This is a genomic window from Undibacterium sp. GW821-FHT11B02, assembly GCF_058808955.1.
Window position 1 is genome coordinate 399669 of sequence record NZ_JBXASD010000006.1, and the last position, 25559, is coordinate 425227.

Here is a 25559-nt window from a genome sequence, read left to right on the forward strand (position 1 = left end):
ATAGATTGTTTTTTTATTTATTTCCCCTCGTACCCGAGGCAAGAATCTGGGAAAATACTTTTGAACACCTTTCAATAGCAAGGAAAACCATGTCGCAAACCAAGGCAACACTGATCAGCAAGCTCATACAACCCAGCCTGTTCCTGATGGGTAAGCTGAGCCTGCGCGTCAAGTTTGTGGGCATATTTGCCACATTACTTGTGCCTCTCGTGTTACTTACCGGCACAGTCATACTTCAAGTTGCTGAAGATTCTAACAAATCCCGGCTGGAGTTGAAGGGTGTGGAGGCCAGTGACTTGATGATGAAAATCATCGTTCAGACGCAAAGACATCGCGGCCAAATGAACCTCAAACTGTCTGGGCAAAACCTGGATGACGATCTGGCCAAAACCCGGAAAGAACTGAAAAACAATCTTGACCTGCTTGACGCCTTTTTACCCGGCATCGCAGGAACAGACCTGGCAAGTAGCTGGAAAGCCACAGCCAGTGAATTACAACAATTGGTTGCAGGTCAAACTGCCGCCACGGTAAAGGAAAACACTACACAGCATAGCCGTTTGATCAAGCAGAGCCTGTTGTTTTCTGCGCTCATCAATGAAAAAACCGGGCTGTTAACTGATGCCGGCAATGCCAGTTTCTTGTTGATGGATGTATCCATCCGGAAAATGCCAGTCTGGATAGAAAACCTGGCGCAGTTACGGGGTGTGGGTTCAGCCTATATCAAGACAGGCAGTATGGAGTTTGCTGAAAAAGCAGGCATGGTTTCACGTATTGATGCCTTGCAGACCGCCATCACTGCAGTCACAGACATGGATGAAGCCATCAAACGTGCCGGTGAAAATGTTGACGCGAAGGAAAAAGAAGCACTGGATGCCAGCCTCGCCTTTGTCACCCAGGCCCAGAAAAACCTGCTGGGGGAAAGCATTAGCGGTGACGCCAGTGAGTTTTTCGCACAGGGAACCCAGTCCATAGAAAAAACCATCGCATTACAAAAATACATGCATGGCAGGCTAAATACCGTGTTGCAAGAACGCATCAACCACCTCGATACTTACCGTCACGTAATGCTGACGGTGTTACTGCTTATCGTATTACTTAGCTGCTATCTCGCACTGGGGTTTTATCGTGGTTTCATGTTCGCCCTGAATGAAGTTAGCCGCTCTGCCCATTCGGTCGCTGCTGGCGACTTGACCAATCATATCCATATCACTGGTCGTGACGAACTGGCACGTACCGGCAACCTTTTGGAAGGCATGAATGAAAATCTGTCGCGCCTGGTTGCCAATGTACGCAGCAATGCCAGTATGGTGGCGCAACTGGGGCAAAGTCTGGCGCTGGGCATTAACGAATTAAACATGCGTACGGAGCAACAGGCATCCAGTCTGGAACAGACTTCGGCCAGTGTCGACGATCTGGCAGATACCGTCAAAAAAAATGCCGACAGCGCACGTGCTGTTGATAACCTGGCAGCCAATTTGCGACTGATCGCCGAATCAACCGGCGATGCGATGAGCTCGGCAGTCGATTCCATGAATGGCATACATCAAAGTGCACGCAAGGTGCAGGAGATCGTCGGCTTGATTGATGGTATTTCTTTTCAGACTGATATTCTTGCCTTGAATGCAGCAGTGGAAGCATCCCGCGCAGGTGAACATGGCCGTGGTTTCGCTGTAGTCGCCACCGAAGTACGCAGTCTGGCGCAACGCAGTGCTGACTCTGCCCGTCAGATACGCCGTCTGATTGATGATTCTGTGAACCGGGTCGACGATGGCGTGAAACAAATCAACAACGTCAATCAAACCCTGAGCGAAATCGTGGAAGGCATACGCAGTCTGGCAGGCAACATCAATTCCATCTCCACTGCTTCCAGCGAACAAAGTAATGGCCTGTCACAAATCTCTGAGGCACTGCGTCATCTTGATGAAATCACACAAAGCAATGCGCAGATGGCTGACCAGGCCAAACAATCCTCGCTTAGCCTGGAAGAACGGGCACGGGCACTGACCAAATCCGTGTCTACCTTCAAGTTACAGCAAGGTACGGCAGATGAAGCCCATGCCCTGGTCAAAAAAGCAGTCAGCCTGTATGACAGGCATGGCCACCGGGCCTTGTCCATGATTACGGCGAATGCAGACAAACTGTATGCTGATCGTGATATGTATGTGTTTGCCTTTGACCGCAAGGGTCAATACCTGGCATTTGCAGGCAATGCAGCAAAGCTGAAAGTCAATCTATTCCATGTTGATGGTCTGGATGGAAAGAAGCTGGTCAGCGACGCGTTTCAGGTTGATGCAACAGGTGGCTGGATTGATTACACCATCGTCAATCCTGTATCAAAGAAAGTGGAATCCAAAACCTCTTATATTGAAATCGTCGCCGACAATCTGGTTCTGGGCTGTGGTGTATATAAGATTTAAGCCTGGTTTAAACTCAGTTTCAGTCTATGTAGGGCAGGAATCAGTAGCGCTTGCAGCATAATCTCGTGGTAATTGCCGCGCCGCGATATAATCATGATATGAAACTCAAATTCACCAAAATGCATGGTGCGGGCAATGATTTTGTTGTCATTGACGCCATCAACCAGCAAATCAATTTTACATCAGCCCAATGGAGACTGATCGCTGACCGTCGCTTTGGCATTGGTGCCGACCAGATACTGGTGGTCCAGCGTTCAAATAATCCCGACGTAGATTTTCGTTATGTTATATACAACAACGATGGCGGTGAAGTAGAGCAATGTGGTAATGGCTCGCGTGCCTTTGTTCAATTTGTGATTGAAAAAGGTCTGACCACCAAATCCAGCATACGCGTGGAAACCATGTCTGGCATTATTGAGCCACGCATGGAAGAAGATGGCAGCATCACCGTCAACATGGGGGCACCGATACTGGAGGCAGCAAAAGTTCCCTTCCAGGCAGACGGGCTGACACCCATGCACCAGGCCGACGACAGCTTGTGGCCATTGGAAATCAATGGCAAGACCATCTGGATTTCCGCCGTTTCCATGGGTAATCCACATGCGGTGCAGGTGGTGGCCTCGGTGGATGATTTTCCGATACCGGTCGACGGCCCACTGATAGAAAATCATCCACGCTTCCCCAGAAGGGTGAATGCCGGTTTCATGCAGGTAATGGGACGCAAGCACATACGCCTGCGAGTCCATGAGCGCGGTGCTGGTGAAACACTGGCCTGTGGTACCGGTGCCTGTGCAGCAGTCGTCACCGGCATACGCCGTGGCTTGCTGGATAGCCCGGTGCGTGTCAGCATGCGGGGCGGTGAACTGTCTATTGCCTGGGAAGGTGAAGGCAAGCCGGTATTCCTCAGCGGTCCGGCAGTGACCGTTTTTGAAGGCGAAATTAATCTCACAGAAACACCATGAATTCCAACGACATCGCCACCTATTTGATACAGCACCCGCATTTCTTTGAAGAACATGCGGAACTGCTGGGCACCATCAAGCTCACCAGTCCAGTCATGGGGCGCGCCATCTCGCTGCAAGAACGTCAGATGGAGGTGGTACGTGAAAAATACCGCGGGCTGGAATTACGCATGGCAGATTTGCTGCGTATCGCTGAAGAAAATCACGATATCAGCCAAAAATTCCAAAGCTGGACACGGGCGCTGCTGCTGGCACGTAATGATGTCGACCTGCCCCACGTACTGACGCAGGGCCTGCAGGATATATTTAATTTGCCGCATGCCACCCTGCGTCTGTGGAATGTCGGTACAGACTATGCACATACCTGGTTTGCCAGCACCACCAGTGACGATGCCCGCCTGTTCGCCAAGGGTCTGAGCACACCTTACTGTGGCAAGAACCATGATTTTGAAGCCGCTGGCTGGATCGATACCGACCAGCCCGTGCAATCGCTGGCCATGTTGCCACTGCGTCTGACCGCCACTTCCCCCACCTTTGGCTTGCTGGTACTGGGTTCACCCGATCCGGCACGTTATACCAAAGACATGGCGACCGATTTCCTGGTGAAAATTGCTGATACCAGCAGTGCCGCACTGAGCTGTCTGGTGGATCTGTAAATAAGTATCAGGCCATCGCATACATGGTCATAGCAGGAGGTCCGCATGACGACACAAGATCAGTATCTGGCCAGCTATCTGGAGGTCTTGCGTAGTCAAAGACAGTTGTCGCAGCACACGCTGGACAGTTATCTGCTGGACCTGCGCGAACTCATCAAACTGGCCGGGCAGCAAGATCTGGCCAGCCTGAACACCCATCACATGCGCCGTTTTGCTGCCCAAATGCATGCCAGCGGACAAAACGCCCGCAGCATTGCACGCAAGCTGTCGAGCTGGCGTGGCTTTTATCGCTGGCTGACGGAAGAGAGAGACCTGCCAGCCAATCCGGTTGAAGGGGTGCGCGCACCAAAGAAAAACAAACCCCTGCCAAAGGCACTGGGAGCAGATGATGCCGTCAGGCTGGTTGATCACAAAGGTAGTGATCAGCCGTCATCCCGCGCCAATCGTGCCATGTTTGAACTGTTATATTCTAGTGGCTTGCGGGTGTCTGAACTGGCCAGCCTGGATGTAGCTGCCATTCATGAACGTGACTATAGTTCAGCCGGCTATGTGGATATGGTCGAGGGAGAAGTGCATGTCACCGGCAAAGGTGGCAAGCCGCGTATCGTGCCAGTCGGCAAACCCGCACTGGCAGCCCTGGCAGACTGGTTGGCTGTGCGCCCCACTCTGGTCAGGCTGGATCCGCATCCACTGTTCCTGAGCGAACGCGGCACCCGTATTTCCACCCGCCTGATACAACTGCGCCTGAAAGCGCATGCGCAAAGCCTGGACATCCCGGCCAATGTGCATCCGCATATGTTGCGCCATTCATTTGCGTCGCACCTGCTGCAATCGTCAGGCGACTTGCGTGCGGTACAAGAAATGCTGGGCCACAGTTCCATCGCTGCGACCCAAGTGTATACGTCTCTGGATTTTCAGCATCTGGCCAAAGTGTATGACCAGACACATCCAAGAGCTAAAAAATAAGCGGCAGCAGCCGGCTTAGCGCAACACCATTTCTACACGCCGGTTCTTGGCACGCCCGGCTTCTGCCGCATTCGAGGCACGCGGCGCCAACGGGCCAACGCCCCTGGCAATCAAACGCGCATCAGCAATGCCATAGGCTTTCAGTGCATCCACTACGGCCTGGGCACGCTTGCCTGACAAAGTCATGTTGTAGTCGAGCACACCCTGGGTATCTGTATGGCCGACGATATACACTGCAGCGCTATTGGCCTTCAGGTATTTCGCCATTTCATCCAACTGCGGTTTGGATTCCGGCTTGATGACAGCTTTGTCGGTATCAAAATACAGACCATAAAAACTGACTGCGCCATTTGCTGCCAGTTCTTTGCTGATGGCATCGGCATCCACAGTGACAATATTCTGTTCCATGGCTTTGGGTTCCAACACTTCAACCAGAACTGCAACATGGTCGTTCATGCTATCAGTGAGATCTCCCATGGTGCCGCCAGCGTTCAGCGCGGCATAGACGCCGACATAGGTGGTGGCCGCCCCCGCGCCTTTTTGCAGCAAGGCATAGCGCAAATCCTTGGCGCCATCAAACACCCCCTGCACAAAACGATTCCGGTTGACGTCGTAGCCCTCGCCTTGCACATGGGTGCGCTTGTCGTTCCAGCTGTATTTCAGGCTTTTGAACGAAGGACCACAACTGTCGTTATCACATTGAAAAACCGGCTTGAAACCCTTGCTGCTCAAACTGTCAGTGAAATTGCGAAACACTTCCAGCGACGACCGGCCTTTCGGCACCATGTACACGGTACGGGTCAGTGTGCCTTCTGCTTTTTGTACTTTGGAGAATTTTTTATTACTACTGTAATCAGGCTCTGTTGCCGGGCCTGCTGGAAAGACAATTTCATCAAAGGCTTTTTGCGTCTGCAACAGTATGCTGGAACCCTGGTAACGACCGGTCAGGGGATGATCCTTGGCGTTGGGGGCATCGGTAGTCAGCACTTTTTCATAAGCAGGATTCACTGCAGCCTTAGCCGTCATCGCGACAATTGCCAGTACACAAAGCAAGAGTGAAGTAAACGATTTTTGCATGATTTCAAAAGCCTTTGACAAAAGAAATTTATGTAATTTTTTACAACATTCAATAATGTAGCACAAGCAAAATCCGACCTGACTGTTTTTTCAAGACTTCCTCTTCAGCACTTTTCTGCAATAGACAGGATGCCGCAACTTTTTATTATGCAAGGTAGCTGACCATGCTTCTCCATCGCTGCAATCAAGGCTGAAATTTGTTAATCATCGTATTCAGTAACACGATTCAGCAACACTCAATTCAGTTTTGCAACTGAATTGCAATTTCAGGCATAATATCAATTCGAACCTGAAATTTGCATATATGAAATCCTCTCCGACTCTACAGGTGCCAAACACAGCTTTGGGCTTATTGCATGAAGCAGGCATACGTGCAACCGATGCCCGCCGTAGTGTGCTGTCTGAATTGTTGGTGAGTCGTCGCGCCTTGTCCCACCTGGAATTGCAGGACGCCTTTCCAGCGATGGACAGGGTAACACTCTACCGGGCGCTTGATTGCCTGACTGAAGCGGGTCTGGCACATAAAATCCCTGGTGACGACCGGGTATTTCGCTATAGCACAGGCAGCGAGCATGATACCGTCAACAAGCCTGCAAAAGGCCATCACCATGGGCATTTTAAATGTACGCGTTGTACAAAGGTGTTCTGCCTGGATGAAACTCAGGAACCTGGCTCCTTGCGCGAACAATTACAACTGAGCTTGCAAGCTTCATTGGGGCACGGCTTTCAAAGCCATGACATAGAATTGACGATAAAAGGCTGGTGCGCCGACTGCGCGAAATAAACCGTCTACAAACTGTTACAGTATCAGAGAAAAATTATGGCACTAATTCCTACCACCATCCTCACCGGTTTTTTGGGTGCAGGTAAAACCACCTTGCTTAACCGTATCCTGCAAGAAGACCACGGTCACAAGATCGCTGTCATAGAAAATGAATTTGGCCAGGAAAATATCGACAATGAAATCCTGGTACAAGACAGCAATGAGCAAATTGTGGAAATGAACAATGGCTGCATCTGCTGCACTGTGCGCGGTGACCTGATCATCGCCCTGAGCAAGTTGATACAGCAAAAAAATGAAGGCAAACTGCATTTTGACCGCGTCATCATCGAAACCACGGGTCTTGCCAATCCAGGCCCAGTGGCGCAGACTTTCTTCGTTGACGAAGAAGTGGGCACCTACTATATGCTCGATGCTGTGGTGACAGTGGTTGATGCCCGCCATGGCATGCAACAATTGGATGAGCATGAAGAAGCCCAGCGCCAGGTTGGTTTCGCCGACAAGATACTGCTGTCCAAAACCGATCTGGTTGATGCCGGCCAAGTAGCGACACTGCGTACCCGCCTGGCGCGCATGAATCCGCGCGCACCCATCACTGCCGTTGATTTTGGCAAGGTAGCGATCAGCGAAGTGCTGGACCTGAAAGGCTTCAACCTGAACGCCAAGCTGGATCTGGACCCTGACTTCCTGCGCGCAGAAGAAGAGGAACATGCCCACGAACATGATGAATGCGATGAACATTGCACGCATGAACACCATCATAACGACCACAAAGATGAACATCATGCCCATAACCACCATCATGCGCATCATTCCGACGATATCGCCGCCTTCGTTTTCAAGAGTACGCGCCCCTTCAACACCGGGCAGCTGGATGAATTCCTGGGTGGTCTGGTACAAGTGTTCGGCCCGCGCATGCTGCGTTACAAAGGGGTCTTGCTGATGGAAGGTGCCGACCGCAAAGTAATTTTCCAGGGAGTGCACCAAATCATGGGTACCGACATTGGTGCAAAGTGGGGAGAAAACGAGTTGCGTGAAAGCAAGATGGTATTTATTGGCAAAAATCTACCTAAAGACATATTTATTGAAGGTTTGGAGCATTGTTTGGTATAAACTAGCGGGCTATTGAAGACAGCTGTTGTCTGTCGTGCAAGTGGCGTTCATGCAAATGTCATTTACTTTATCAATAAGGGGAGGATAATTATCTGGAGCAAACATGTTTCAGATTTGTTCTATGTATTAACCCGTCGTATCGAAAGTAAGCGAAGTGGCAACTAAATCACCTAAATCGACTGCTACAGTCAGCGCACCCGAAGCTCTGCTCACTGAGGAAGAAATCCTCAAGATGGGCGAGAAGGACTATATGAACGCTGCACAACTGGCATTTTTCAAGGCCCGTTTGCAGCAGCTTGAGAAGGATTTACTGAAGAACGCCGACGAAACCACCGAGCATCTTCGTGAAACCGTATTGGTACCAGACCCGGCAGACCGTGCCACGATAGAGGAAGAACATGCGCTGGAATTGCGCACCCGCGATCGTGAACGCAAATTGCTGAAAAAAGTACAGCAATCCATCAATAGTATTGATGAAGGCGATTACGGCTGGTGCGAAGAAACCGGTGAACCGATAGGCATACCACGCCTGCTGGCACGCCCTACTGCAACCCTGTCTCTGGAAGCGCAGCAAAGACGTGAGATGAAGCAAAAGCTGTACGGCGACTGAGTATAATCCGGATCAACGACGCTTCTGAACGCAAAAAGCGTGCAGCTAACTACTGCGCGCTTTTTTACGGAACAAGATGCAACAATGTTGCAGTTGCCTGAACTTTTGCGGCAAAAACAACTCATATGTCAGTAACGATGCTGTCAAATGCTGCACGCCCACAGCACATCGAAACCAAAATGTCGGTTTTTTGCTACAATTTTCTGATTCTTTTTTACTTTTGCGTTCACCTCAATCATCCCGTTAGCGTCACATAAGCCAGCCTCGTCATGTTGCCATCACTAAGCTCAAGCAAGAACAACAGCAAGCGCTACTTGCTGCTATTCTTGCTGCCTGCACTGTTATTCAGTCAGTGGCTAGGGATTGCGCATCGCATGTCACATGCCGGCTGGGTTGAAGGCAAAGCACCTGTCGCCTTTAGTCAACAAGCTGGCGAAGTCACCAGCCTTACCGAAGCGCTATGGTCAAACAGCAAGGATGACAGTAGCACCCTGCACTCTTGCGCTCTGTACGATGCCGCATGTGTAGCCGAATACCTGCACCTGCTTCCCGCCCAGGTCTGCCTGCTGGATGGACATGCCCTGGTTTCCATTCATCACAGCAGCACTGACTGGCTAGCCCTGCTGCGAGTATCCTTCTCTTCCCGCGCCCCGCCTTCCCTGTTTGCCTGAATCACTTATTGGCTCTTCTTTTTCTGTATGAAAAGAAGAGCATGGCATCAATTCGTTCAGACCTGCTTGATCAAGGTCTGACATTGCATCGTTTACAAACAGGAAACAATATGGCTTTTCAACGTACACTGATTGCTACCGCAGTCATGGCACTGCTGACCCAATTCAACCATGCTGCTCAGGCGGAAGGTTCTCCCATCAACACGGTCACGGTCACATCCAATCCCATCAGCAATAATGAAGATCTGCAGGTGCTGACGCCAGCCAAAATATTGTCCGGGCCGGAACTAAAGGCAAAGGTAGGAACCTCTCTGGGGGATACGCTGAGTGGTGAACTGGGCGTATCTGCATCCGGCTTCGGCGCTGGCGCGTCACGCCCTATCATCCGGGGACTGGAAGGTCCACGCGTCAAGATTTTGCAGAACGGTATGGGTGTTGCCGACGTATCCAGTCTGTCCAATGACCATGCAGTTGCCAGCGAAAGTGCGACTGCACAGCAGATCGAAGTCTTGCGCGGTCCTGCTGCTCTTTTGTATGGCAGCGGTGCCATTGGTGGTTTGGTGAATGTGGTTGATAATCGCGTCCCGACTGTACTCAACAAACAGACGACTGGTGAGGCAGAAGTACGCGTCGGTACTGTCAACCAGGAAAAGAGCCTGTCCTTTTCCCTTGATGGTTCCAGTGGTGTCATAGGTCTGCATGCCGATGGCAGCAGCCGCGATACCGGCAACTATAAGATACCAGGCAACAGTGAATGGAATAATCCAGCCTCAACAAGTGGCCGCCTGCCATCCAGCTTTACCCGTGAATCCACTTTGGCACTGGGCGCATCCGTAATCCAACCCTGGGGTTATGTCGGCGCAGCGGTACAGACCATGAATGATCACTATGGCATCCCGACAGCAGAACGTTCATTTATTGACCTGCACCAGAATCGCTTCGATCTCGATGGTATGCTGAATTCCCCACTCAACGGCTTTGACAGTCTCAAATATAAATTCAGCGCCACCGATTATCAGCACACTGAAAAAGCAGAAGATGGCTCGCCGAATACCTACTTCAAAAATAAATCCATGGAAGGCCGCGTCGTACTGTCACACCCGTCCTGGGCTGGCTGGCAAGGCAGCTGGGGCTTGCAGACCGAACAGGTAAAGTTCTCTGCACTGTCCGCCAGCACGGGTCGGGCTGATACTGTTCCCCCCACTACCTCCACATCCTTGGCCGCATTCGCCGTCGAGCAAAAGCAATTCGGTGATGTCCTCGCCAGCACTGGCGTACGCATGGAAAATATCAACCGAAAACCGGACGCAAGCACGGGCTTGGTCTCGCGCGAATTCAACCTGTTTTCTGCCTCCGCAGGTGGACTTTGGCATTTTGACAAGGATTATGGCGCGGGCCTCAGTGTTTCCTGGTCGCAGCGGGCACCAGCCACGGAGGAGTTATATTCAGCAGGCCCACATGAATCGACGGCCACCTTTGACATTGGCAATGTCAATATGAAGAAAGAAGCCTCACGCAATCTGGAACTCAGCCTGCAAAAGACCGGCGGCATCCTGCGCTGGAAGGTGAATGCCTTCCTGAACAAAGTCAGCAACTATATCTACGGCCATACCGATGGCACTAAAGTGGATGAAGAAGGTGTACCCAATGTCGACGCCGAATTTACCCGTCGCAATTGGTCGCAAGCTTCCGCCACTATCCGCGGCGGAGAGGCAGAAATCACCTATAACATATTGGGTGAAGGGTCTTCAGTGCGCGCTTTTGCAGATTACTCACGCGGTAGCCTTGATAACGCGGGTAGCCTGCCGCTGCAACCAGCCACCCGCACTGGTCTGGAACTGGGCTATCGCGAAGGCAGATGGCGCGGTGGCTTGAATATCCTGCATGCGCAACGTCAGGACAGACTGGCCAGTTTTGAAAGTTTTGAAACCCCCTCCTACACCAAGGTAGATGCCAGCCTGACCTATACCCATCCGTATCAGAATATGCAATTAACCTGGTTTCTGATGGCCAAAAACCTGCTCAATCAAGACATTCGCCTGTCAACGTCGGTATTGCGGGAAAGTGTTCCACAGCCAGGTAGAAATCTACTCGCAGGACTACGAGCAAGCTTCTGATGCCAAAAAGTCAGCTAAGAATTGCAAGAAAAATGTAAGCAGATGTAATGGCACATTTAGTTATCAATTCATAACCTGCAAGTACAGGAGGTGGTATCCACCTCCAATTTCATTAAAAAACCGGTCTAATCGGTTGGTTTTCAACGATCTTGCATAGCATTTAAAAGAACATTTGAAAAAAAACTGGTTGGACCTGTTGAGCCCAGTCAACCATTCCACCTTAAATCAGAATATACTAAGCACTCGTCAAATTCGCTAGCGGGCGGCTAGCGTTTATTCTTATTCGGGAACAAAGTGGGGATTTTTTCTCTTTTCGGTAAAAAAGGTGTCAAGCAGGAAGATCGCTCCACCGAGAAATCTTCTACTAGGAAGACACGTTCAAAGAATGGTAATACCGTCATTGGCGGTTTCCAGGACAGTGATGTCTTTAGCAATTCCATAATTGCTCAGCGTCACATCGCCCGTGCCACGGAAAGAAAAATTGACGCCATCGAATTTGAAATGTCCCGCGACATCGTCAAGACCCGGCCTCCGACAGTCACCAAAACTGATCTCCAGAATCCTCCAACGGAACCTGCAGCAAAAAAAGCACCGCCAGCAGAATTCCAGACGACGATGCCTTTGATGTTGCCTACCGACTACCTGCTTGGGCAGAATTCAGAAATGCCAGGATCGGCTGTAGCACAAAGTGAATCCGTACCTTTGCTGGAAGAAGCCGCCATCCTGTTTGCCAGCGGCCAGATAGAAGTCGCTGAGCAAATGCTGGTTGCCGCTGTACACCAGGAATTGGGTGATGCCACCGAAATCGGCTGGCAAATGCTGTTTGACCTGTATCGCATCAGTAACAATCAACACAAATTTGAAAGCTTGTCTCTCGACTATGCGAATAAATTTGAAACCTCGCCCCCCCTGTGGCCCGAGGAACTGAACAACACTGATCATGAAACAGAAAATCATGCTGACAACACCATGGCAAATATCAGTTTCCCGGCCAAACTGGATGCTGGCATAGTCAAAGTACTGGAAAAAATACAAAACGCCAGTGCCAAGAGCCGCAGCCTGCGTCTGGATTTCGTGCGCGTCAAGGAAGTGGATCCTATCGGTTGCGGCCTGTTATTACGCGCTCTCAAAAATTTGAAAAAATCCGGGCATGACCTGATGCTGGTTGGTGCCAAAGATCTGTCAGACAAAATCCGTGGGATTTTGCTGGTAGGCCGTCGTGACGAAACCGAAGCGCCTTGGCTGCTATTGCTTGAAATCTTGCAATTGCTGCATTTTGAACAGGCTTTCGAAGAAGTCAGTATGGATTACTGTGTCACTTTCGAAGTGTCGCCGCCATCTTTTGAAGCGCCAAAAAACAATGTTACCAGCTCCTTCCCGGAACTTAGTAACAAGGAAGAGGCGTCTTCTGACAATTTCCTGATGCCTAAAGTCGTCGAAGGCAAGACCGAATTCTTGCTGCAAGGCATAGCTGAACAGGCAGAAACCCAGAACCCGCTGATACTTGATTGCTCACGACTTGAGCGGGTAGAGTTCGGTGCCTCGGCACAATTACTGAATGGTCTGGCTCCCATCGCCGGCAAACACGGCATGAGCATACGCTTTGAAAACGTCAATTATCTGGTCATGATGCTGTTCCACGCCATGGGCCTGAAAAATATCGCCAGCATCATCGTCCGCAAACACTAAAGAAATTATCAATAACACATTGCGCATCCTGTTTATGTAACCAGGATGCGGTATTTGTTTGCGTTTGCACCATCTGCTACAAAGCTTGTAATTCAGCGAAAACACCCCATTTTCAAAAAAACAGGCAATCCAGCCTGGCAATCGCCTTCAGCCTATCCGGGCCTGAGTCTATGCAGCAGGCGTAGCAAATATTATTGAGGTTCACATGGAACAATTTCACGGCACTACCATCCTGACGGTGCGACGCGGCAATCTGGTCGCACTGGGTGGCGACGGTCAGGTTACTCTGGGCAATATCGTCATGAAGGGCACCGCCCGCAAAGTTCGCAAGTTGTATCACAACAAGGTCCTGGCAGGCTTTGCTGGTGGCACGGCCGACGCTTTTACTCTGATAGAACGTTTTGAATCTAAACTGGAAAAACACCAGGGCCACCTGATGCGTGCCTCTGTAGAACTGGCCAAGGACTGGCGTACCGACCGCATGTTGCGCCGCCTGGAAGCCATGCTATTGGTAGCAGACAAAGACACGACCCTGGTCATCACCGGCAATGGCGACGTGCTGGAACCAAACCAGGGCATAGGTGCCATTGGCTCGGGTGGTACCTTCGCCCAATCGGCAGCAATCGCCTTGTTTGAAAACACTGACCTGTCGCCAGTCGACATCGTCAAGAAATCACTGACTATTGCCGGCGAGTTGTGCATTTATACCAACTTGTCGCACACCATAGAAACACTGGAATGAATTGGAATAAGCAATGAACATGACCCCACAAGAGATCGTCTCCGAACTCGATAAACATGTAGTCGGCCAGTCCAAGGCCAAGCGCGCTGTTGCCATTGCCCTGCGTAACCGCTGGCGTCGTCAGCAGGTGGAGGAGCCATTGCGTCATGAAATCACGCCGAAGAATATCCTGATGATAGGCCCGACCGGCGTCGGTAAAACCGAAATCGCCCGTCGCCTGGCCAAGCTGGCAGATGCCCCTTTCATCAAGATCGAAGCCACCAAATTTACCGAAGTTGGATATGTAGGACGCGACGTCGACACCATCATTCGTGATCTGGTGGATATCGGCATCAAGCAAACCCGTGAAGCTGCTACCCGCAAAGTACGCGCCCGTGCCGAAGATGCGGCAGAAGACCGGGTGCTCGACATCCTCCTTCCACCTGCACGCGATTTTGGTTTTCAGCCGCATGAAGCTGAAGCAGCGCCGGCGGACAATACCACTCGCCAGACTTTCCGTAAGCGTCTGCGTGAAGGTGCGCTGGATGACAAAGAGGTTGAAATTGAAGTCGCCGAAGGCGTGGCCCACATGGAAATCATGGCACCACCCGGTATGGAAGAAATGACCGAGCAAATCAAGACCATGTTCTCGGGCATGGGCAGTGGCCGCAAGAAATCACGCAAGCTGAAAATCAAAGAAGCCATGAAGCTGCTGATTGAAGAAGAAGCTGGCAAGCTGGTCAATGAAGATGAGCTGAAGCAGGAGGCGATTCGCAATGTAGAACAAAACGGCATCGTCTTCCTGGATGAAATTGACAAGATTGCCTCACGCTCCGAAACCGGCGGTGCTGAAGTCTCACGTGCAGGTGTACAGCGCGATTTGCTGCCGCTGGTGGAAGGTACCACCGTGAATACCAAATACGGCATGATCAAAACTGACCATATCCTGTTTATTGCATCAGGCGCATTCCATCTGGCCAAACCGTCTGACCTGATACCGGAACTGCAAGGTCGCTTCCCTATCCGCGTGGAGCTTGAATCCCTGTCCATCGCTGATTTTGAACGCATCCTGACTGGTACCGATGCCTGCCTGACACGTCAATACCAGGCGCTACTGGCCACCGAAGATGTGCAGATAGATTTCACACCAGAAGGGGTGGAACGTCTGGCCGGTATCGCTTATGCGGTCAATGAAACGACAGAAAATATCGGTGCCCGCCGCCTGTACACGGTAATGGAAAAGCTGTTGGAAGAAATTTCTTTCGATGCACACCAGAACAGTGGCAAGACTGTCACCATCGATGCGGCCTACGTCAATGACCGTCTGGAAGCCCTGTCGGTGAACGAAGATCTGTCGCGCTACGTACTGTAATTTTTGATTGGCTAGCCCAAGGGTTCAACATGGCAAATAAGGCGCTGGCAACACGACAACGCATGCAGTTCCGCGTTGAACCTGCACAGACACCAGCCAATCGTCCACAGCAGCGCTTCAACAAGGCGCAGCCAGGCAATCGCGGTTTGGCTGCCAACCGTAACTTAGTTTCCCCTGCTGTCAATGCCACCAGCAAAGACAAGCCAGGGGGAAAATAATCCCTTTCAAAAAGAGGAAGCACCATGTTTATCAGCCCGACTGCCATCGACAAACCCGACTATTCCATGCTGTCGCGCCAGCTTGCCAACGTCCTGGAGGGTGAGCGCAATCTGATTACCAATGCGGCACAGTTTTCTGCCTTTATCTACAACAGCATGAGTGACCTGAATTGGGCTGGCTTTTACCTGTGCACAGCAGCCAGCAAACCGACTGCCGAATTCCCGCATGAACTCTTGCTCGGACCTTTCCAGGGCAAGGTCGCCTGTACCCGCATCCCATTCAAACGTGGTGTCTGCGGCACGGCAGCGGCAGAAAGACGCACTGTGCTGGTGTCTGACGTGCATGCCTTTCCCGGCCATATCGCCTGCGATTCGGCATCGAATTCTGAAATCGTCATCCCGCTGATCAAAGACGGTGAATTATTTGGCGTATTTGATATCGACAGCCCATGCCTGGACAGATTCAGCCTCGAGGACCAACAAGGACTGGAGCAACTGGTCGCCATTTTCATGGCTGCCAGTGATATCAAATGAGTTAGCAATACATCTGTTTTGCTCAGGAATTCCGATACTCCTTGTGGCAGGCGACAGACAAAGACCATGAATCACATGGTCTTTTTTGTTAAGCTATGTCAAAAATCAGCCCTGTATTGTGTTGCCGTTCTACACTGAAATATCAGTATCGACGGGGATAGTCACATGTCAGGGAACCGACAGCGAAAAATGCAGCACAAGCGCAAACTGCTTTTGCGCAGGCGTGATGTGCTGACCCGGTTCACGGTGGACCTGAGCATACATTATCTGGAAATACTGGGGCTGGACAAGGCCATGGACTTCTTGCGCAAGCATCAGGTGCCGGATACGGTCATCAGCAGGGTGCTGCGCTTTCCCGAATGCCGACGCCGTTATTGACGCCGTTATTCACGCAATTATTGGATCAATCAGGACTTACGCAGCTGGGGCGGTTTTGCGCAAGTCCTGTCAATGGCTTTCCTGCTTGGCATCCCGTGCCAGCAAACGCCCCACCATCTGTTGCGCCGACACACCGTCAAACAGTACGCCCGCCACCGCTTCGGTGATGGGCATATCCACCCCGAGTTGTCGCGCCAGCCCACGTACCGCCTGTGCACAGCGCACACCTTCGGCAACGTGCCCCAGTTCCTGCACGATATTTTCCAGTGATTTACCCTGGGCCAGCGCCAGCCCCACCCTGCGGTTACGCGACAGGTCGCCAGTGCAGGTGAGTATCAGGTCACCGACGCCAGTCAATCCCATCAAGGTTTCAGCCCGTGCGCCCAGGGCAACCCCAAGGCGGCTGATTTCTGCCAGACCGCGTGTCATCAATGCGGCACGGGCATTCAAGCCCAAGCCCATGCCATCAACAATGCCAGTGGCGATGGCCATGATATTTTTGACAGCGCCACCAACTTCAACGCCAACCATATCGTCGGTGGAATACACACGCATGGCATTTCCATGTAAAGCTTGTACGACCAACTGGCTCAAATTGGCTGAGGTAGACGCAATGGTCAGTGCACAAGGCAAACTTTTAGCGACTTCCTGTGCAAATGAAGGGCCAGACAGGGCACCAAAAGCCACGCTGTCTCCCAGCACTTCATGTGCAACCTGATGTGGCAACAACTGACTACCCTCTTCAAAACCTTTGCATAACCAGACGATATTACTCGCCTGAAAGGGCAGACAAGCTTCCAGAGTGGCACGCAAGCCGGATACTGAAGTTGCCACTACCAGCAAATTGTCTGGCCCTGCAGCATGCAGCAACGCCACAGAAAAATCTGCGGTCAATTGCAGGGAAGCCGGAAACACAAAACCCGGTAAATAGACATTGTTCTGGCGCTCGGTCTGCATGGCAGCGATAGCCTGCTGATTGCGGCCCCATAGCAAGACCTGGTTTTTTGCCGCAAAAGCCATTGCCATGGCAGTACCCCAGGCACCCGCTCCCAATACGCTGATATTCATATTGCCCCCTGACCACACTGCAAAGCTGGCATTTGTTTCATATACTAAAGATGAATTCCGGATGTAAAAAAAGGACAGCATGCTGTCCTCTATATTAGCTTCGGTGGCAGGCTCGCCAAATGATTACAGACCCCAGACTTCGTTTATTTTAACAAAGCCTATCTGACCATCCTTGTGCTTGACCTTGACCCAGCCAGCGCTCACCGGCTCCGCCATTTCCAGCAAGACATGCTTGTCAGCGCTAAATACCAGTGCCGAAGCATCATCAGCTGCAGCACGTATCTTGGCATTGGCTACACGCACCACCAGGCTGCGTCGTGTGATCAAATCCTTGGACTCGACCCAGCTCATGTCGCCAGACATATCACGCACCTTGCTCCAGGCACCCGACGTAAACACGACTTCAACCGGCATGCCACGCGGTGCCACATACAATTTGGCACCCTTCGCCCCTGGTGCATCATACATGATGACCGGGGACGCACCGACAGACCGGAACTCCAGCGCCTGGGCTGTACCACCCACCGTCAGGGCGAACAAGATCAAGGGAACTGTCGTTATCGGGCGTCGCATAGGCTTCCTTCGTCGATCTGATCCGGCTTTTGCCAGATCAGACTGCTTCAATTACTGGATGGTTGCTGGTGCATCAGCTGTTGCATTGCCTTGTTCAGCAGCAATCGCCAGGCGTTGTGCATAGAAGGCTTCGAAATTGATTTCAGACAGGTGGATAGGTGGGAAACCTGCACGTGTAATCGCATCTGCTACGTTGGAACGCAGGTAAGGATAGACGATATTCGGGCAACCTATACCCAGCAGTGGTTCAAGCTGGTCTTCAGGAATATTGCGTGCTTCAAAAATACCGGCTTGCTTGCCTTCTACCAGGAAAGCCACTTTTTCACCGATTTTTGCTGTGACAGTCACAGTGACAGTGGCTTCGTAGATGCCGTCAGCCAGCTTTTCAGAGCCAACGTCAACAGATACTTCGATACCAGGCGCTTCCTGTTCCAGGAAAATAGCTGGAGAATTTGGCTGTTCAAGCGACAAATCTTTCAGATATACGCGTTGAATTTGGAATACGGGCTGCAGATTTTCGTCAGACATGTGAAACTTTCTAATATTCTAAAAGATTAATAATGAACAGCGAGACTGGCAGATAAGGTCATTTACAGCCATTTCAAGGTCGCAGCGCGCTATTGTAACAAGTAGTCTGCAAAAACAGCAATTTACCTGAAAAACCCGTAGAAAATCCGGCAAATTTCGCTTTTTAGCTTGTTGGATTCAGTAGCGGATCGAGTTTTCCAGCTCTGTCCAGTGCCGATAAATCATCAAAACCGCCTACATGCGTATCCCCGATATATATCTGCGGCACGGTACGGCGCCCGGTTTTCTGCATCATTGTTTCGCGTATGCCAGGGTCAAGATCAACACGGATCTTCTCTATGTCATCAATACCCTTGGATTTCAACAAACGCTCTGCCATAGTGCAATATGGACAAACAGCCGTGCTATACATGACTACATGGGGTTTCATCATTTTCTCCTGCTCACTTTACTGTCGGCAAGCCTTGCGTTTTCCACGCATCCACACCGCCTTCAAGGCTGACGACCTGTCCGAAACCAGCCTTGGTCAGCAAAGCTGCCGCGCTGGCTGAACGTACACCACGCGCGCATACGGTAATAACTGCATTGTTTTTCGATTTTTCGATTTCCTTCAGGCGATTATCTAATTCTGCCAGAGGAATGTTTTTCGCGTTGGGCAGGTGTCCGGTAGCAAATTCTTCGGCGTCGCGCACATCCAATACCAAGGTTTTTCCCTGATTCATCAATTGGGTGGCTTGTAATTGCGATACTTTGGCACCACGTTTCTGTAAAGCCGGGAACAACAGCGCGCCACCGGAAATGAGGGCGATACCAATCAAAAAGATATTATCAAGAATGAATTTCACGGGTTTCCAGTAGTAAAAATGGTTATCAGAAGCGCGTCATTATAAAATAGATGCCGCAGATGCATACTAAATCACTTATTTCAACTTATCGCACACTCTATGTACAAAATCGTTTTCATGCGCCACGGCGAATCTACCTGGAATCTGGACAACCGCTTCACGGGCTGGACAGATGTTGATCTTACTGACAAAGGCGTCGCTGAAGCGGCCCAGGCCGGCAAACTGCTGAAAGAAGCAGGCCTGAGCTTTGATCTGGCCTATACCTCAGTACTGAAACGTGCCATTCGCACACTATGGGGTACTCTGGATGAAATGGATCTGATGTGGTTGCCAGTGATCCACGACTGGCGTCTGAATGAACGTCATTACGGCGCACTGCAAGGCTTGAACAAGGCAGAAACCGCCGCCAAATACGGTGACGAGCAAGTGCTGGTATGGCGTCGCAGCTATGACACGCCACCCATGCCGCTGGATGAAAACGATGAGCGTACATCTTTCAATGACCCGCGTTATGCCGGTCTGGAACGCAGTCAGATACCCTTGACCGAATGCCTTAAAGACACGGTAGCCCGCGTCATGCCCGCCTGGAATGACAGTATTGCCCCAGCTATCCGCAGCGGCAAACGTATCCTGATTTCTGCCCATGGCAATAGCCTGCGCGCCCTGATCAAGATGCTGGACGGTATCAGCGACGACGATATCGTCAACCTGAATATCCCCAACGGCCAACCGCTGGTGTATGAACTGGATGCCGATCTGAAGCCGATCAGGCATTATTACCTGGGTGACCAGGCAGCCATTGCAGCAGCCTTGCAGGCAGTTGCCAGCCAGGGTAAATCCAAATAAGTATTTGATGCCACTTACACAGAAGTCGCTGAAACCCCTGTTGAGCATCGTGCTGTGCCTGTCGTTGACGGGCATGGCAGCTTCTGCCATGGCGGCCAGCAATGCCCGTGCCGCGCAAAAAAGCAAGGCCGAAGCAGACCGTCTGGAGTTGCAAAACCGTCTGAAGTCACTAAAAAACGACATCAACAAGACCGAAACCGCCAAAGACAATGCCAGTGACGCCCTGGCAGAATCGGAAAAATCAATTTCTGAAGCGAATCGCTCGCTGCGTGATTTGCAGACCGAGCAGGCCGAAACTGAAGAAAAAGTAAAACAATTGGCCGAAGAACAACAGCGTCTTGAAGCCAAAGTTGAAAAACAAAAGGCCCAACTATCCAGCTTCCTGCGTCGTCAATATATACGAGGCGACAGTGACCGCATCAAGCTCCTGCTGTCTGGTGACAACCCCAACCGCATCAATCGCGAATTGCAATACATGAGCTATGTATCACAAACCCAGGCCAAGATGATCGATGCCTTGCGCGTCAGCCTGAAAGCGGCAGAAAAAAATGCCGATGATGCGAAGGAAGCCAAGGCCGAGCTCGATGAAATCGCCGATGAAGAAAAAAGTCACAAGTCATCGCTGGAAAAAGAGAAAAAACGTCATGCCACTTTACTAAGTCAGTTGGCAGAAAAATTATATATACAAAAAAAACAGGCTGATAGTCTGGAAAAAGATGAACAAAGACTGGGCAATCTGGTCTCACAATTAAATAAACTGATTGAAGAGCAGGCCAAGGCGGATGCAGCCAAGGCCGCGTTGGAAGAAAAACAGCGCCAGGAAAGAATTGCAGCAGCACAGAAAGAAAGAGCAAAACAGGCAGCACAAGGCAAGAAACCAGCAAAAATCACCAATCCTAATGCGATTGATGCCGACGAACCACCAAGGCAGGCAAAAGCAGAAACACCGCCGCCGGGTGAATTCGACAAGCTCAAGGGGCAGTTGCGCTTGCCAGTCAAAGGTGAGATTGTGGCCAGATACGGCAGTAAACGTGCCGATGGACCAAGCTGGAAAGGCATGTTCATCAAGGCCAATGAGGGTGCAGAGATCAAATCCATCGCGCCTGGCAAGGTGATTTTTGCTGATTGGTGGAAAGGCTATGGCAATATGATCATCGTTGACCATGGTGGCCAGTACTGGAGTTTATATGGCAATAACCAGGCAGTATTGAAGCATGTGGGTGATGTAGTAAAAGCAGGTGATGTGATTGCCAGCGCTGGAAACAGCGGCGGCATTGAAGAATCAGGTTTATACTTTGAAGTACGTCATCAGGGACGTACATTTGATCCACTCAACTGGATCGTCGTTAAATAGGCTTTAGGTGAATCATGGGCAGCAAATTCAAGAATTTCGGTTTAATTGGCCTCGGCATGGTTGCGGGTGTAGCGGTTTCCATGCAGTTTTCCGCAGTGGCACAAAAGACCCCAGGCAACCCTTTGCCAGTAGAAGAATTGCGACAGCTCGCAGATGTCTTCGGTTTGATCAAATCAGATTATGTCGAACCGGTGGAAGACAACAAACTCCTGACTGAAGCCATTACCGGCATGGTGGCATCGCTGGATCCACATTCAGCCTATCTGGACAAGAAATCATTTAAAGAATTAAAAGAAGGTACTCAGGGCAAGTTTGTTGGCCTGGGCATCGAAGTCGGTATGGAAGATGGCTATGTCAAAATCATCTCCCCTATCGAAGATTCACCGGCTTACCGTGCTGGCCTGAAACCGGGCGATCTGATTACCCGTCTGGATTCCGTTCCAGTCAAGGGGCTGTCGCTGGATGAAGCCGTGAAAAAAATGCGCGGCGAACCAAATACCAAGATTACCCTGACCATCTCCCGCAAGAATGAAGATAAGCCGATTATCGTCACTATCGTGCGAGAACTGATCAAACAGCAAAGCGTCAAAGCCAAGATCGTCGAACCTGGATATGCCTGGGTAAGAATCGCCCAGTTCCAGGAACCTACGGTCGAAGACATGGCCAAGAAAATCCAGACCTTGTATGCACAGGACCCAGCTATCAAGGGCCTGATCCTGGATTTGCGCAATGATCCGGGTGGTGTCTTGCCAGGCGCCATCGGTGTTTCTGCTGCCTTCCTGCCCAAGGACGTGCCAGTGGTTTCCACCAATGGCCAGTTGCCAGACTCCAAGGCAACCTTCTACGCAAGGCGCGAATTTTACTCGGGACGCACATTGAGTGACCCATTGGCAAAACTGCCAGAAGCCGTAAAAAACGTACCCATGGTGGTGCTGATCAATACCGGCTCGGCTTCTGCGTCTGAAATTGTGGCTGGTGCCCTGCAGGATTACAAACGTGCCACCATCCTCGGTACCCAGAGTTTCGGTAAAGGTTCAGTACAGACCATACGCCAGATTTCTGCCGATACCGCGGTCAAGCTGACTACTGCCCGTTACTACACGCCGAATGGCCGTTCCATCCAGGCCAAAGGTATCGTCCCGGACTTGAATGTAGAAGAAACAGCAGATGGTGATGGTTTCAATGGTCTGCGTGCCCGTGAAGCCGACTTGCAAAAACATCTGACCAATGACAAGGAAAAAGAAGTCGCCCGTCCTAAGGTAGATGAAGTGGAAGAAGAGCAACGTCTGATCGCCCTGGCGAAAAAGAGCAAACCACTGGAATATGGTGGTGCTGACGACTTCCAGCTGGCCCAGGCATTGAATCACTTGAAGGGCCTGCCAGTCAAAGTCACTGAAGCCAAAGTCGCCGACAAGGATGGCAAGGACAGTAAAGATACCCCAAATGCGGGCAAGGACGCTGAAAAAGCCGGTAAATCTGATAAGGCTGACAAAGCAGACAAAACAGACAAGACAGATCACAAAACCGACAGCAAGAAAAAATAAACCCTGACAAAAAGGCCGCACGCAGCGGCCTTTTTTACTACGATGAATGACCAGCAACTCTTACGCTATTCCCGTCACATCCTGCTTGATCAGATAGGCATAGAAGGCCAGCAGCAAATTATTGAAGCACGCGCCCTCATCATCGGTGCTGGCGGCCTTGGTTCGCCAGTGGCTCTGTATCTGGCCAGCGCCGGTGTCGGCAGCATCACCATCGTCGACAACGACAGTGTCGACCTGACCAACCTGCAACGGCAGATCCTGCATACGACAGAACGGGTGGGTATGGCCAAAGTCGACTCCGCCAGACTGAGCCTGCAGGGTATCAATCCCGACATCCGCATCATTGCACTTCAGGAAAGAGCTGAACAGGCACGTCTGGAAGAACTGGTCAGCCAGGCCAGCATCGTGCTCGACTGCTGCGACAATTTCGCCACCCGCCATGCAGTCAATGCCGCCTGTGTCAAACATGGTGTGCCGCTGGTATCCGGCGCTGCAATTGCCTTTGATGGCCAGATCAGTGTCTTCGACAGCCACGACCCGGTATCGCCCTGTTATGCCTGCCTGTTCCCGCCGGACCAGGTGTTTGAAGAAGTGCTGTGTTCCACCATGGGTGTGTTTGCCCCGCTGGTTGGCATCATAGGCAGCACCCAGGCAGCAGAAGCGCTCAAACTTATCATGCACATTGGCAAGCCACTCAGCGGCCGCCTGCTACTGCTGGATGCCCTGCACATGGAATGGACCAGTATAGGCATCAGCAAGAACCCTGATTGCCCGGTTTGTGGCCAGCATCACGCATGCTGAACATTTGTATGAGCTTTACCTGATTCCTCGGCACAACTGAAAGGAAAACCATGTACACACTGTATTACTGTCCCGGCACGGCCAGCATGATCGTCCACCTTGCCCTGTTGGAAATCGGGGCAGGGCATGAACTGAAACTTGTCGATGTAGAAAAGAAGCAGCAAAAAGACCTAACCTACCTGCGTCTGAATCCAAACGGCGTGGTACCTACCCTGGTCTTTGATAACCGCCCTTATATTGAGTCAGCAGCATTGCTCATGCTATTGTCCGAGCGCCACCCGACAGCTGGCCTGATGCCTGCCGCTGGCAGTATTGAACACGATCAATGGCGTCAATGGATAGTGTTCATCAGCACAAGTCTGCAATCGACCTTTCGCGCATGGTTTTATCCGGCCGAACTAGGCTATGAAGAGCACACAGAAATCACTCGCCAGGCCCTGCAGAATCGCATTGCCGCCATCTGGGACCAGCTTGACCAGCATCTGAGTCAACATGGTCCCTACCTGCTTGGCAACACTTTTTCCGGTGCTGATCTGCAACTGACCATGCTGATGCGCTGGTCACGTAATATGCCGCGCCCAGCCACCAACTGGCCAGCATTGAAGCGGCTTGCACACCTGATCGTCGCACGCCCAAGCTGGCAAAAAATGGTCGAAATCGAAAGCATTGATGTCTGGCCCAAGGCGACATCCAATTGAGTAAATCCAGCAAAGCCCGTGAACTGTATGCCGCCAACCAGGCGGCCATGCAGACAAATATCGTTCATCCGGAAGTGTCCATCACCGAATTTCGTGGCGTGCGTAACATGCATCTGTCTTCGGAGGCGATACAGGGTGCCATGCGAATGGCGATGCCTGACCAGATTGAATTTGAATATGTACAGCAAATGATGATGTGGATGCTGTTCAATCAGTCACCACAGCATATCGTGCAGCTGGGCCTGGGTGCAGCATCACTGACCAAATTTTGCTATCGCCAGTTTCCACAGGCACGGGTCACAGCAATAGAACTGAATCCGAATGTGATACAAGCTTGCCGTCAGGATTTCAAACTGCCTGTAGATGATGGACGCCTGCAAGTGCTGGAAATGGATGCCATGCTATATGTCAGCAATGAAAAAAATCATGCCAGCATCGACATCCTGCAAATCGATCTGTATGACGCTGCAGCCGAAGCACCTGCCCTAAGCAGCACCGCTTTCTATCAAGCCTGTGCAGACTGCCTGAAAGACGATGGCATGCTGACAGTGAACCTGTTTGGCAATCCGCAAAACTATGAAGCCAATTGCGCTGCCAACATTGCCGCACTGGAAGCCGCATTTGATGCCGTGGTCTGGCTGCCGCTGGTACACGACGCCAACACCGTCGCCATCGCCTTCAAACAGGCGCCTGCGGTTGATTTCGAAGATCTATACGAACGTGCGACAGAAATACGCCTGGCTACCAAACTGCCTGCAGCGAAATGGGTGAATGGTTTGAAAGCCTGGATGGCTGAGCAAATGTAGTACTGCACCCAAAAAATTGAAAGCAACCCTCCCATCCTGACTTATTCAAGTCGTTGCACATTACACATTAAGTGATATGCAACACTCTCTAATTCAAAAGTGCAAATAAGTGTGTACTTTACAAAAAAGTTAATATTTCTTAATGTAAAATATGTTAACTTATCTGTATCAAAGAATAAGGCTATCAAACCCTTAAGCACTACGTTATGTAAAG

General features: G+C 51.0%; 27 protein-coding genes. 21 read left to right on the forward strand and 6 right to left on the reverse strand.

From position 1 onward, the window contains the following. The first annotated feature begins 89 nt into the window (after window positions 1–89). The 4 genes from AC1RVX_RS15345 to xerC all read left to right on the forward strand — a co-directional run bounded on the left by AC1RVX_RS15345 (window position 90) and on the right by xerC (window position 5001). Window positions 90–2417 carry a methyl-accepting chemotaxis protein gene (locus tag AC1RVX_RS15345; protein WP_493217461.1) on the forward strand — a complete coding sequence of 776 codons (2328 nt, stop codon included), beginning with the start codon at window positions 90–92 and terminating at the stop codon, window positions 2415–2417. Between the two features lie 98 nt (window positions 2418–2515). Then, a complete protein-coding gene (dapF, locus tag AC1RVX_RS15350; protein WP_493217462.1) occupies window positions 2516–3379 on the forward strand; it encodes a diaminopimelate epimerase in 864 nt (287 codons plus the stop codon). Continuing rightward, window positions 3376–4035 carry a DUF484 family protein gene (locus tag AC1RVX_RS15355; RefSeq protein WP_493217463.1) on the forward strand — a complete coding sequence of 220 codons (660 nt, stop codon included), beginning with the start codon at window positions 3376–3378 and terminating at the stop codon, window positions 4033–4035. Before dapF ends, AC1RVX_RS15355 begins: the two co-directional genes overlap by 4 nt. A 45-nt stretch (window positions 4036–4080) precedes the next feature. Next, window positions 4081–5001, forward strand: coding sequence for a tyrosine recombinase XerC (xerC, locus tag AC1RVX_RS15360; RefSeq protein ID WP_493217464.1), 921 nt, complete (start codon window positions 4081–4083; stop codon window positions 4999–5001). Between the two features lie 15 nt (window positions 5002–5016). Here xerC and AC1RVX_RS15365 read toward each other — a convergent pair whose 3' ends face one another. After that, window positions 5017–6078 carry an OmpA family protein gene (locus tag AC1RVX_RS15365; protein ID WP_493217465.1) on the reverse strand — a complete coding sequence of 354 codons (1062 nt, stop codon included), beginning with the start codon at window positions 6076–6078 and terminating at the stop codon, window positions 5017–5019. A 304-nt stretch (window positions 6079–6382) separates the two neighbouring features. Between AC1RVX_RS15365 and AC1RVX_RS15370 the strand changes: the two genes are divergently transcribed. The 11 genes from AC1RVX_RS15370 to AC1RVX_RS15420 all read left to right on the forward strand — a co-directional run bounded on the left by AC1RVX_RS15370 (window position 6383) and on the right by AC1RVX_RS15420 (window position 16282). Further along, window positions 6383–6862, forward strand: coding sequence for a Fur family transcriptional regulator (locus tag AC1RVX_RS15370; RefSeq protein ID WP_493217466.1), 480 nt, complete (start codon window positions 6383–6385; stop codon window positions 6860–6862). A gap of 36 nt (window positions 6863–6898) precedes the next feature. Continuing rightward, on the forward strand, window positions 6899–7972 hold the full coding sequence (locus AC1RVX_RS15375; RefSeq protein WP_493217467.1) for a CobW family GTP-binding protein: 1074 nt from the start codon (window positions 6899–6901) through the stop codon (window positions 7970–7972). Between the two features lie 205 nt (window positions 7973–8177). Continuing rightward, a complete protein-coding gene (dksA, locus tag AC1RVX_RS15380) occupies window positions 8178–8582 on the forward strand; it encodes an RNA polymerase-binding protein DksA (RefSeq protein WP_186947951.1) in 405 nt (134 codons plus the stop codon). Between the two features lie 269 nt (window positions 8583–8851). Continuing rightward, the gene (locus AC1RVX_RS15385; RefSeq protein WP_493217468.1) at window positions 8852–9253 is read left to right on the forward strand and encodes a hypothetical protein; all 402 of its coding nucleotides are present in this window, start codon (window positions 8852–8854) and stop codon (window positions 9251–9253) included. A gap of 110 nt (window positions 9254–9363) precedes the next feature. Beyond that, window positions 9364–11370, forward strand: a complete 2007-nt coding sequence (locus AC1RVX_RS15390) for a TonB-dependent receptor (RefSeq protein ID WP_493217469.1) — start codon at window positions 9364–9366, stop codon at window positions 11368–11370. A gap of 294 nt (window positions 11371–11664) precedes the next feature. Next, the gene (locus AC1RVX_RS15395) at window positions 11665–13059 is read left to right on the forward strand and encodes a hypothetical protein (RefSeq protein ID WP_493217470.1); all 1395 of its coding nucleotides are present in this window, start codon (window positions 11665–11667) and stop codon (window positions 13057–13059) included. A 205-nt stretch (window positions 13060–13264) separates the two neighbouring features. After that, entirely contained in the window at window positions 13265–13801 is a 537-nt protein-coding gene (gene hslV / locus AC1RVX_RS15400) for an ATP-dependent protease subunit HslV (protein ID WP_162043733.1), read from the forward strand. Between the two features lie 13 nt (window positions 13802–13814). Then, window positions 13815–15152, forward strand: coding sequence for an ATP-dependent protease ATPase subunit HslU (gene hslU / locus AC1RVX_RS15405; protein WP_493217471.1), 1338 nt, complete (start codon window positions 13815–13817; stop codon window positions 15150–15152). Window positions 15153–15181: 29 nt separating this feature from the next. After that, window positions 15182–15370, forward strand: a complete 189-nt coding sequence (locus tag AC1RVX_RS15410; RefSeq protein ID WP_493217472.1) for a hypothetical protein — start codon at window positions 15182–15184, stop codon at window positions 15368–15370. A gap of 24 nt (window positions 15371–15394) precedes the next feature. Beyond that, on the forward strand, window positions 15395–15904 hold the full coding sequence (locus tag AC1RVX_RS15415; RefSeq protein WP_493217473.1) for a GAF domain-containing protein: 510 nt from the start codon (window positions 15395–15397) through the stop codon (window positions 15902–15904). Window positions 15905–16069: 165 nt separating this feature from the next. Next, window positions 16070–16282 (forward strand): hypothetical protein, encoded by a 213-nt coding sequence (locus AC1RVX_RS15420; protein WP_493217474.1) that lies wholly within the window; start codon window positions 16070–16072, stop codon window positions 16280–16282. Window positions 16283–16351: 69 nt separating this feature from the next. On the opposite strand, the gene AC1RVX_RS15425 is transcribed toward AC1RVX_RS15420, so the two are convergent. The 5 genes from AC1RVX_RS15425 to AC1RVX_RS15445 all read right to left on the reverse strand — a co-directional run bounded on the left by AC1RVX_RS15425 (window position 16352) and on the right by AC1RVX_RS15445 (window position 19296). Continuing rightward, entirely contained in the window at window positions 16352–17350 is a 999-nt protein-coding gene (locus tag AC1RVX_RS15425; RefSeq protein WP_493217475.1) for an NAD(P)H-dependent glycerol-3-phosphate dehydrogenase, read from the reverse strand. A 123-nt stretch (window positions 17351–17473) separates the two neighbouring features. Next, entirely contained in the window at window positions 17474–17923 is a 450-nt protein-coding gene (locus AC1RVX_RS15430; protein WP_493217476.1) for an SH3 domain-containing protein, read from the reverse strand. A gap of 51 nt (window positions 17924–17974) precedes the next feature. Next, window positions 17975–18451, reverse strand: coding sequence for a protein-export chaperone SecB (gene secB, locus AC1RVX_RS15435; protein ID WP_493217477.1), 477 nt, complete (start codon window positions 18449–18451; stop codon window positions 17975–17977). Window positions 18452–18614: 163 nt separating this feature from the next. Next, entirely contained in the window at window positions 18615–18881 is a 267-nt protein-coding gene (gene grxC / locus AC1RVX_RS15440) for a glutaredoxin 3 (protein ID WP_493217547.1), read from the reverse strand. A gap of 13 nt (window positions 18882–18894) precedes the next feature. Further along, window positions 18895–19296: a rhodanese-like domain-containing protein gene (locus AC1RVX_RS15445; RefSeq protein ID WP_493217478.1), complete on the reverse strand. Its 402-nt coding sequence runs from the start codon at window positions 19294–19296 to the stop codon at window positions 18895–18897. Between the two features lie 99 nt (window positions 19297–19395). Here AC1RVX_RS15445 and gpmA point away from each other — a divergent pair, with 99 nt between their 5' ends. Genes gpmA through AC1RVX_RS15475 form a run of 6 tightly spaced genes read left to right on the forward strand, consistent with a single transcriptional unit; the run spans window position 19396 to window position 25345 of the window. Continuing rightward, a complete protein-coding gene (gene gpmA, locus AC1RVX_RS15450) occupies window positions 19396–20142 on the forward strand; it encodes a 2,3-diphosphoglycerate-dependent phosphoglycerate mutase (RefSeq protein ID WP_493217479.1) in 747 nt (248 codons plus the stop codon). 7 nt (window positions 20143–20149) lie between these two features. Continuing rightward, window positions 20150–21496, forward strand: coding sequence for a murein hydrolase activator EnvC family protein (locus AC1RVX_RS15455; RefSeq protein WP_493217480.1), 1347 nt, complete (start codon window positions 20150–20152; stop codon window positions 21494–21496). Window positions 21497–21510: 14 nt separating this feature from the next. Then, window positions 21511–23040 carry a S41 family peptidase gene (locus AC1RVX_RS15460; protein WP_493217481.1) on the forward strand — a complete coding sequence of 510 codons (1530 nt, stop codon included), beginning with the start codon at window positions 21511–21513 and terminating at the stop codon, window positions 23038–23040. Between the two features lie 42 nt (window positions 23041–23082). Continuing rightward, a complete protein-coding gene (locus AC1RVX_RS15465; RefSeq protein WP_493217482.1) occupies window positions 23083–23841 on the forward strand; it encodes a HesA/MoeB/ThiF family protein in 759 nt (252 codons plus the stop codon). 50 nt (window positions 23842–23891) lie between these two features. After that, the gene (locus AC1RVX_RS15470) at window positions 23892–24539 is read left to right on the forward strand and encodes a glutathione S-transferase family protein (RefSeq protein ID WP_493217483.1); all 648 of its coding nucleotides are present in this window, start codon (window positions 23892–23894) and stop codon (window positions 24537–24539) included. After that, window positions 24536–25345: a fused MFS/spermidine synthase gene (locus AC1RVX_RS15475; protein ID WP_493217484.1), complete on the forward strand. Its 810-nt coding sequence runs from the start codon at window positions 24536–24538 to the stop codon at window positions 25343–25345. Before AC1RVX_RS15470 ends, AC1RVX_RS15475 begins: the two co-directional genes overlap by 4 nt. Window positions 25346–25559: the final 214 nt, after the last annotated feature.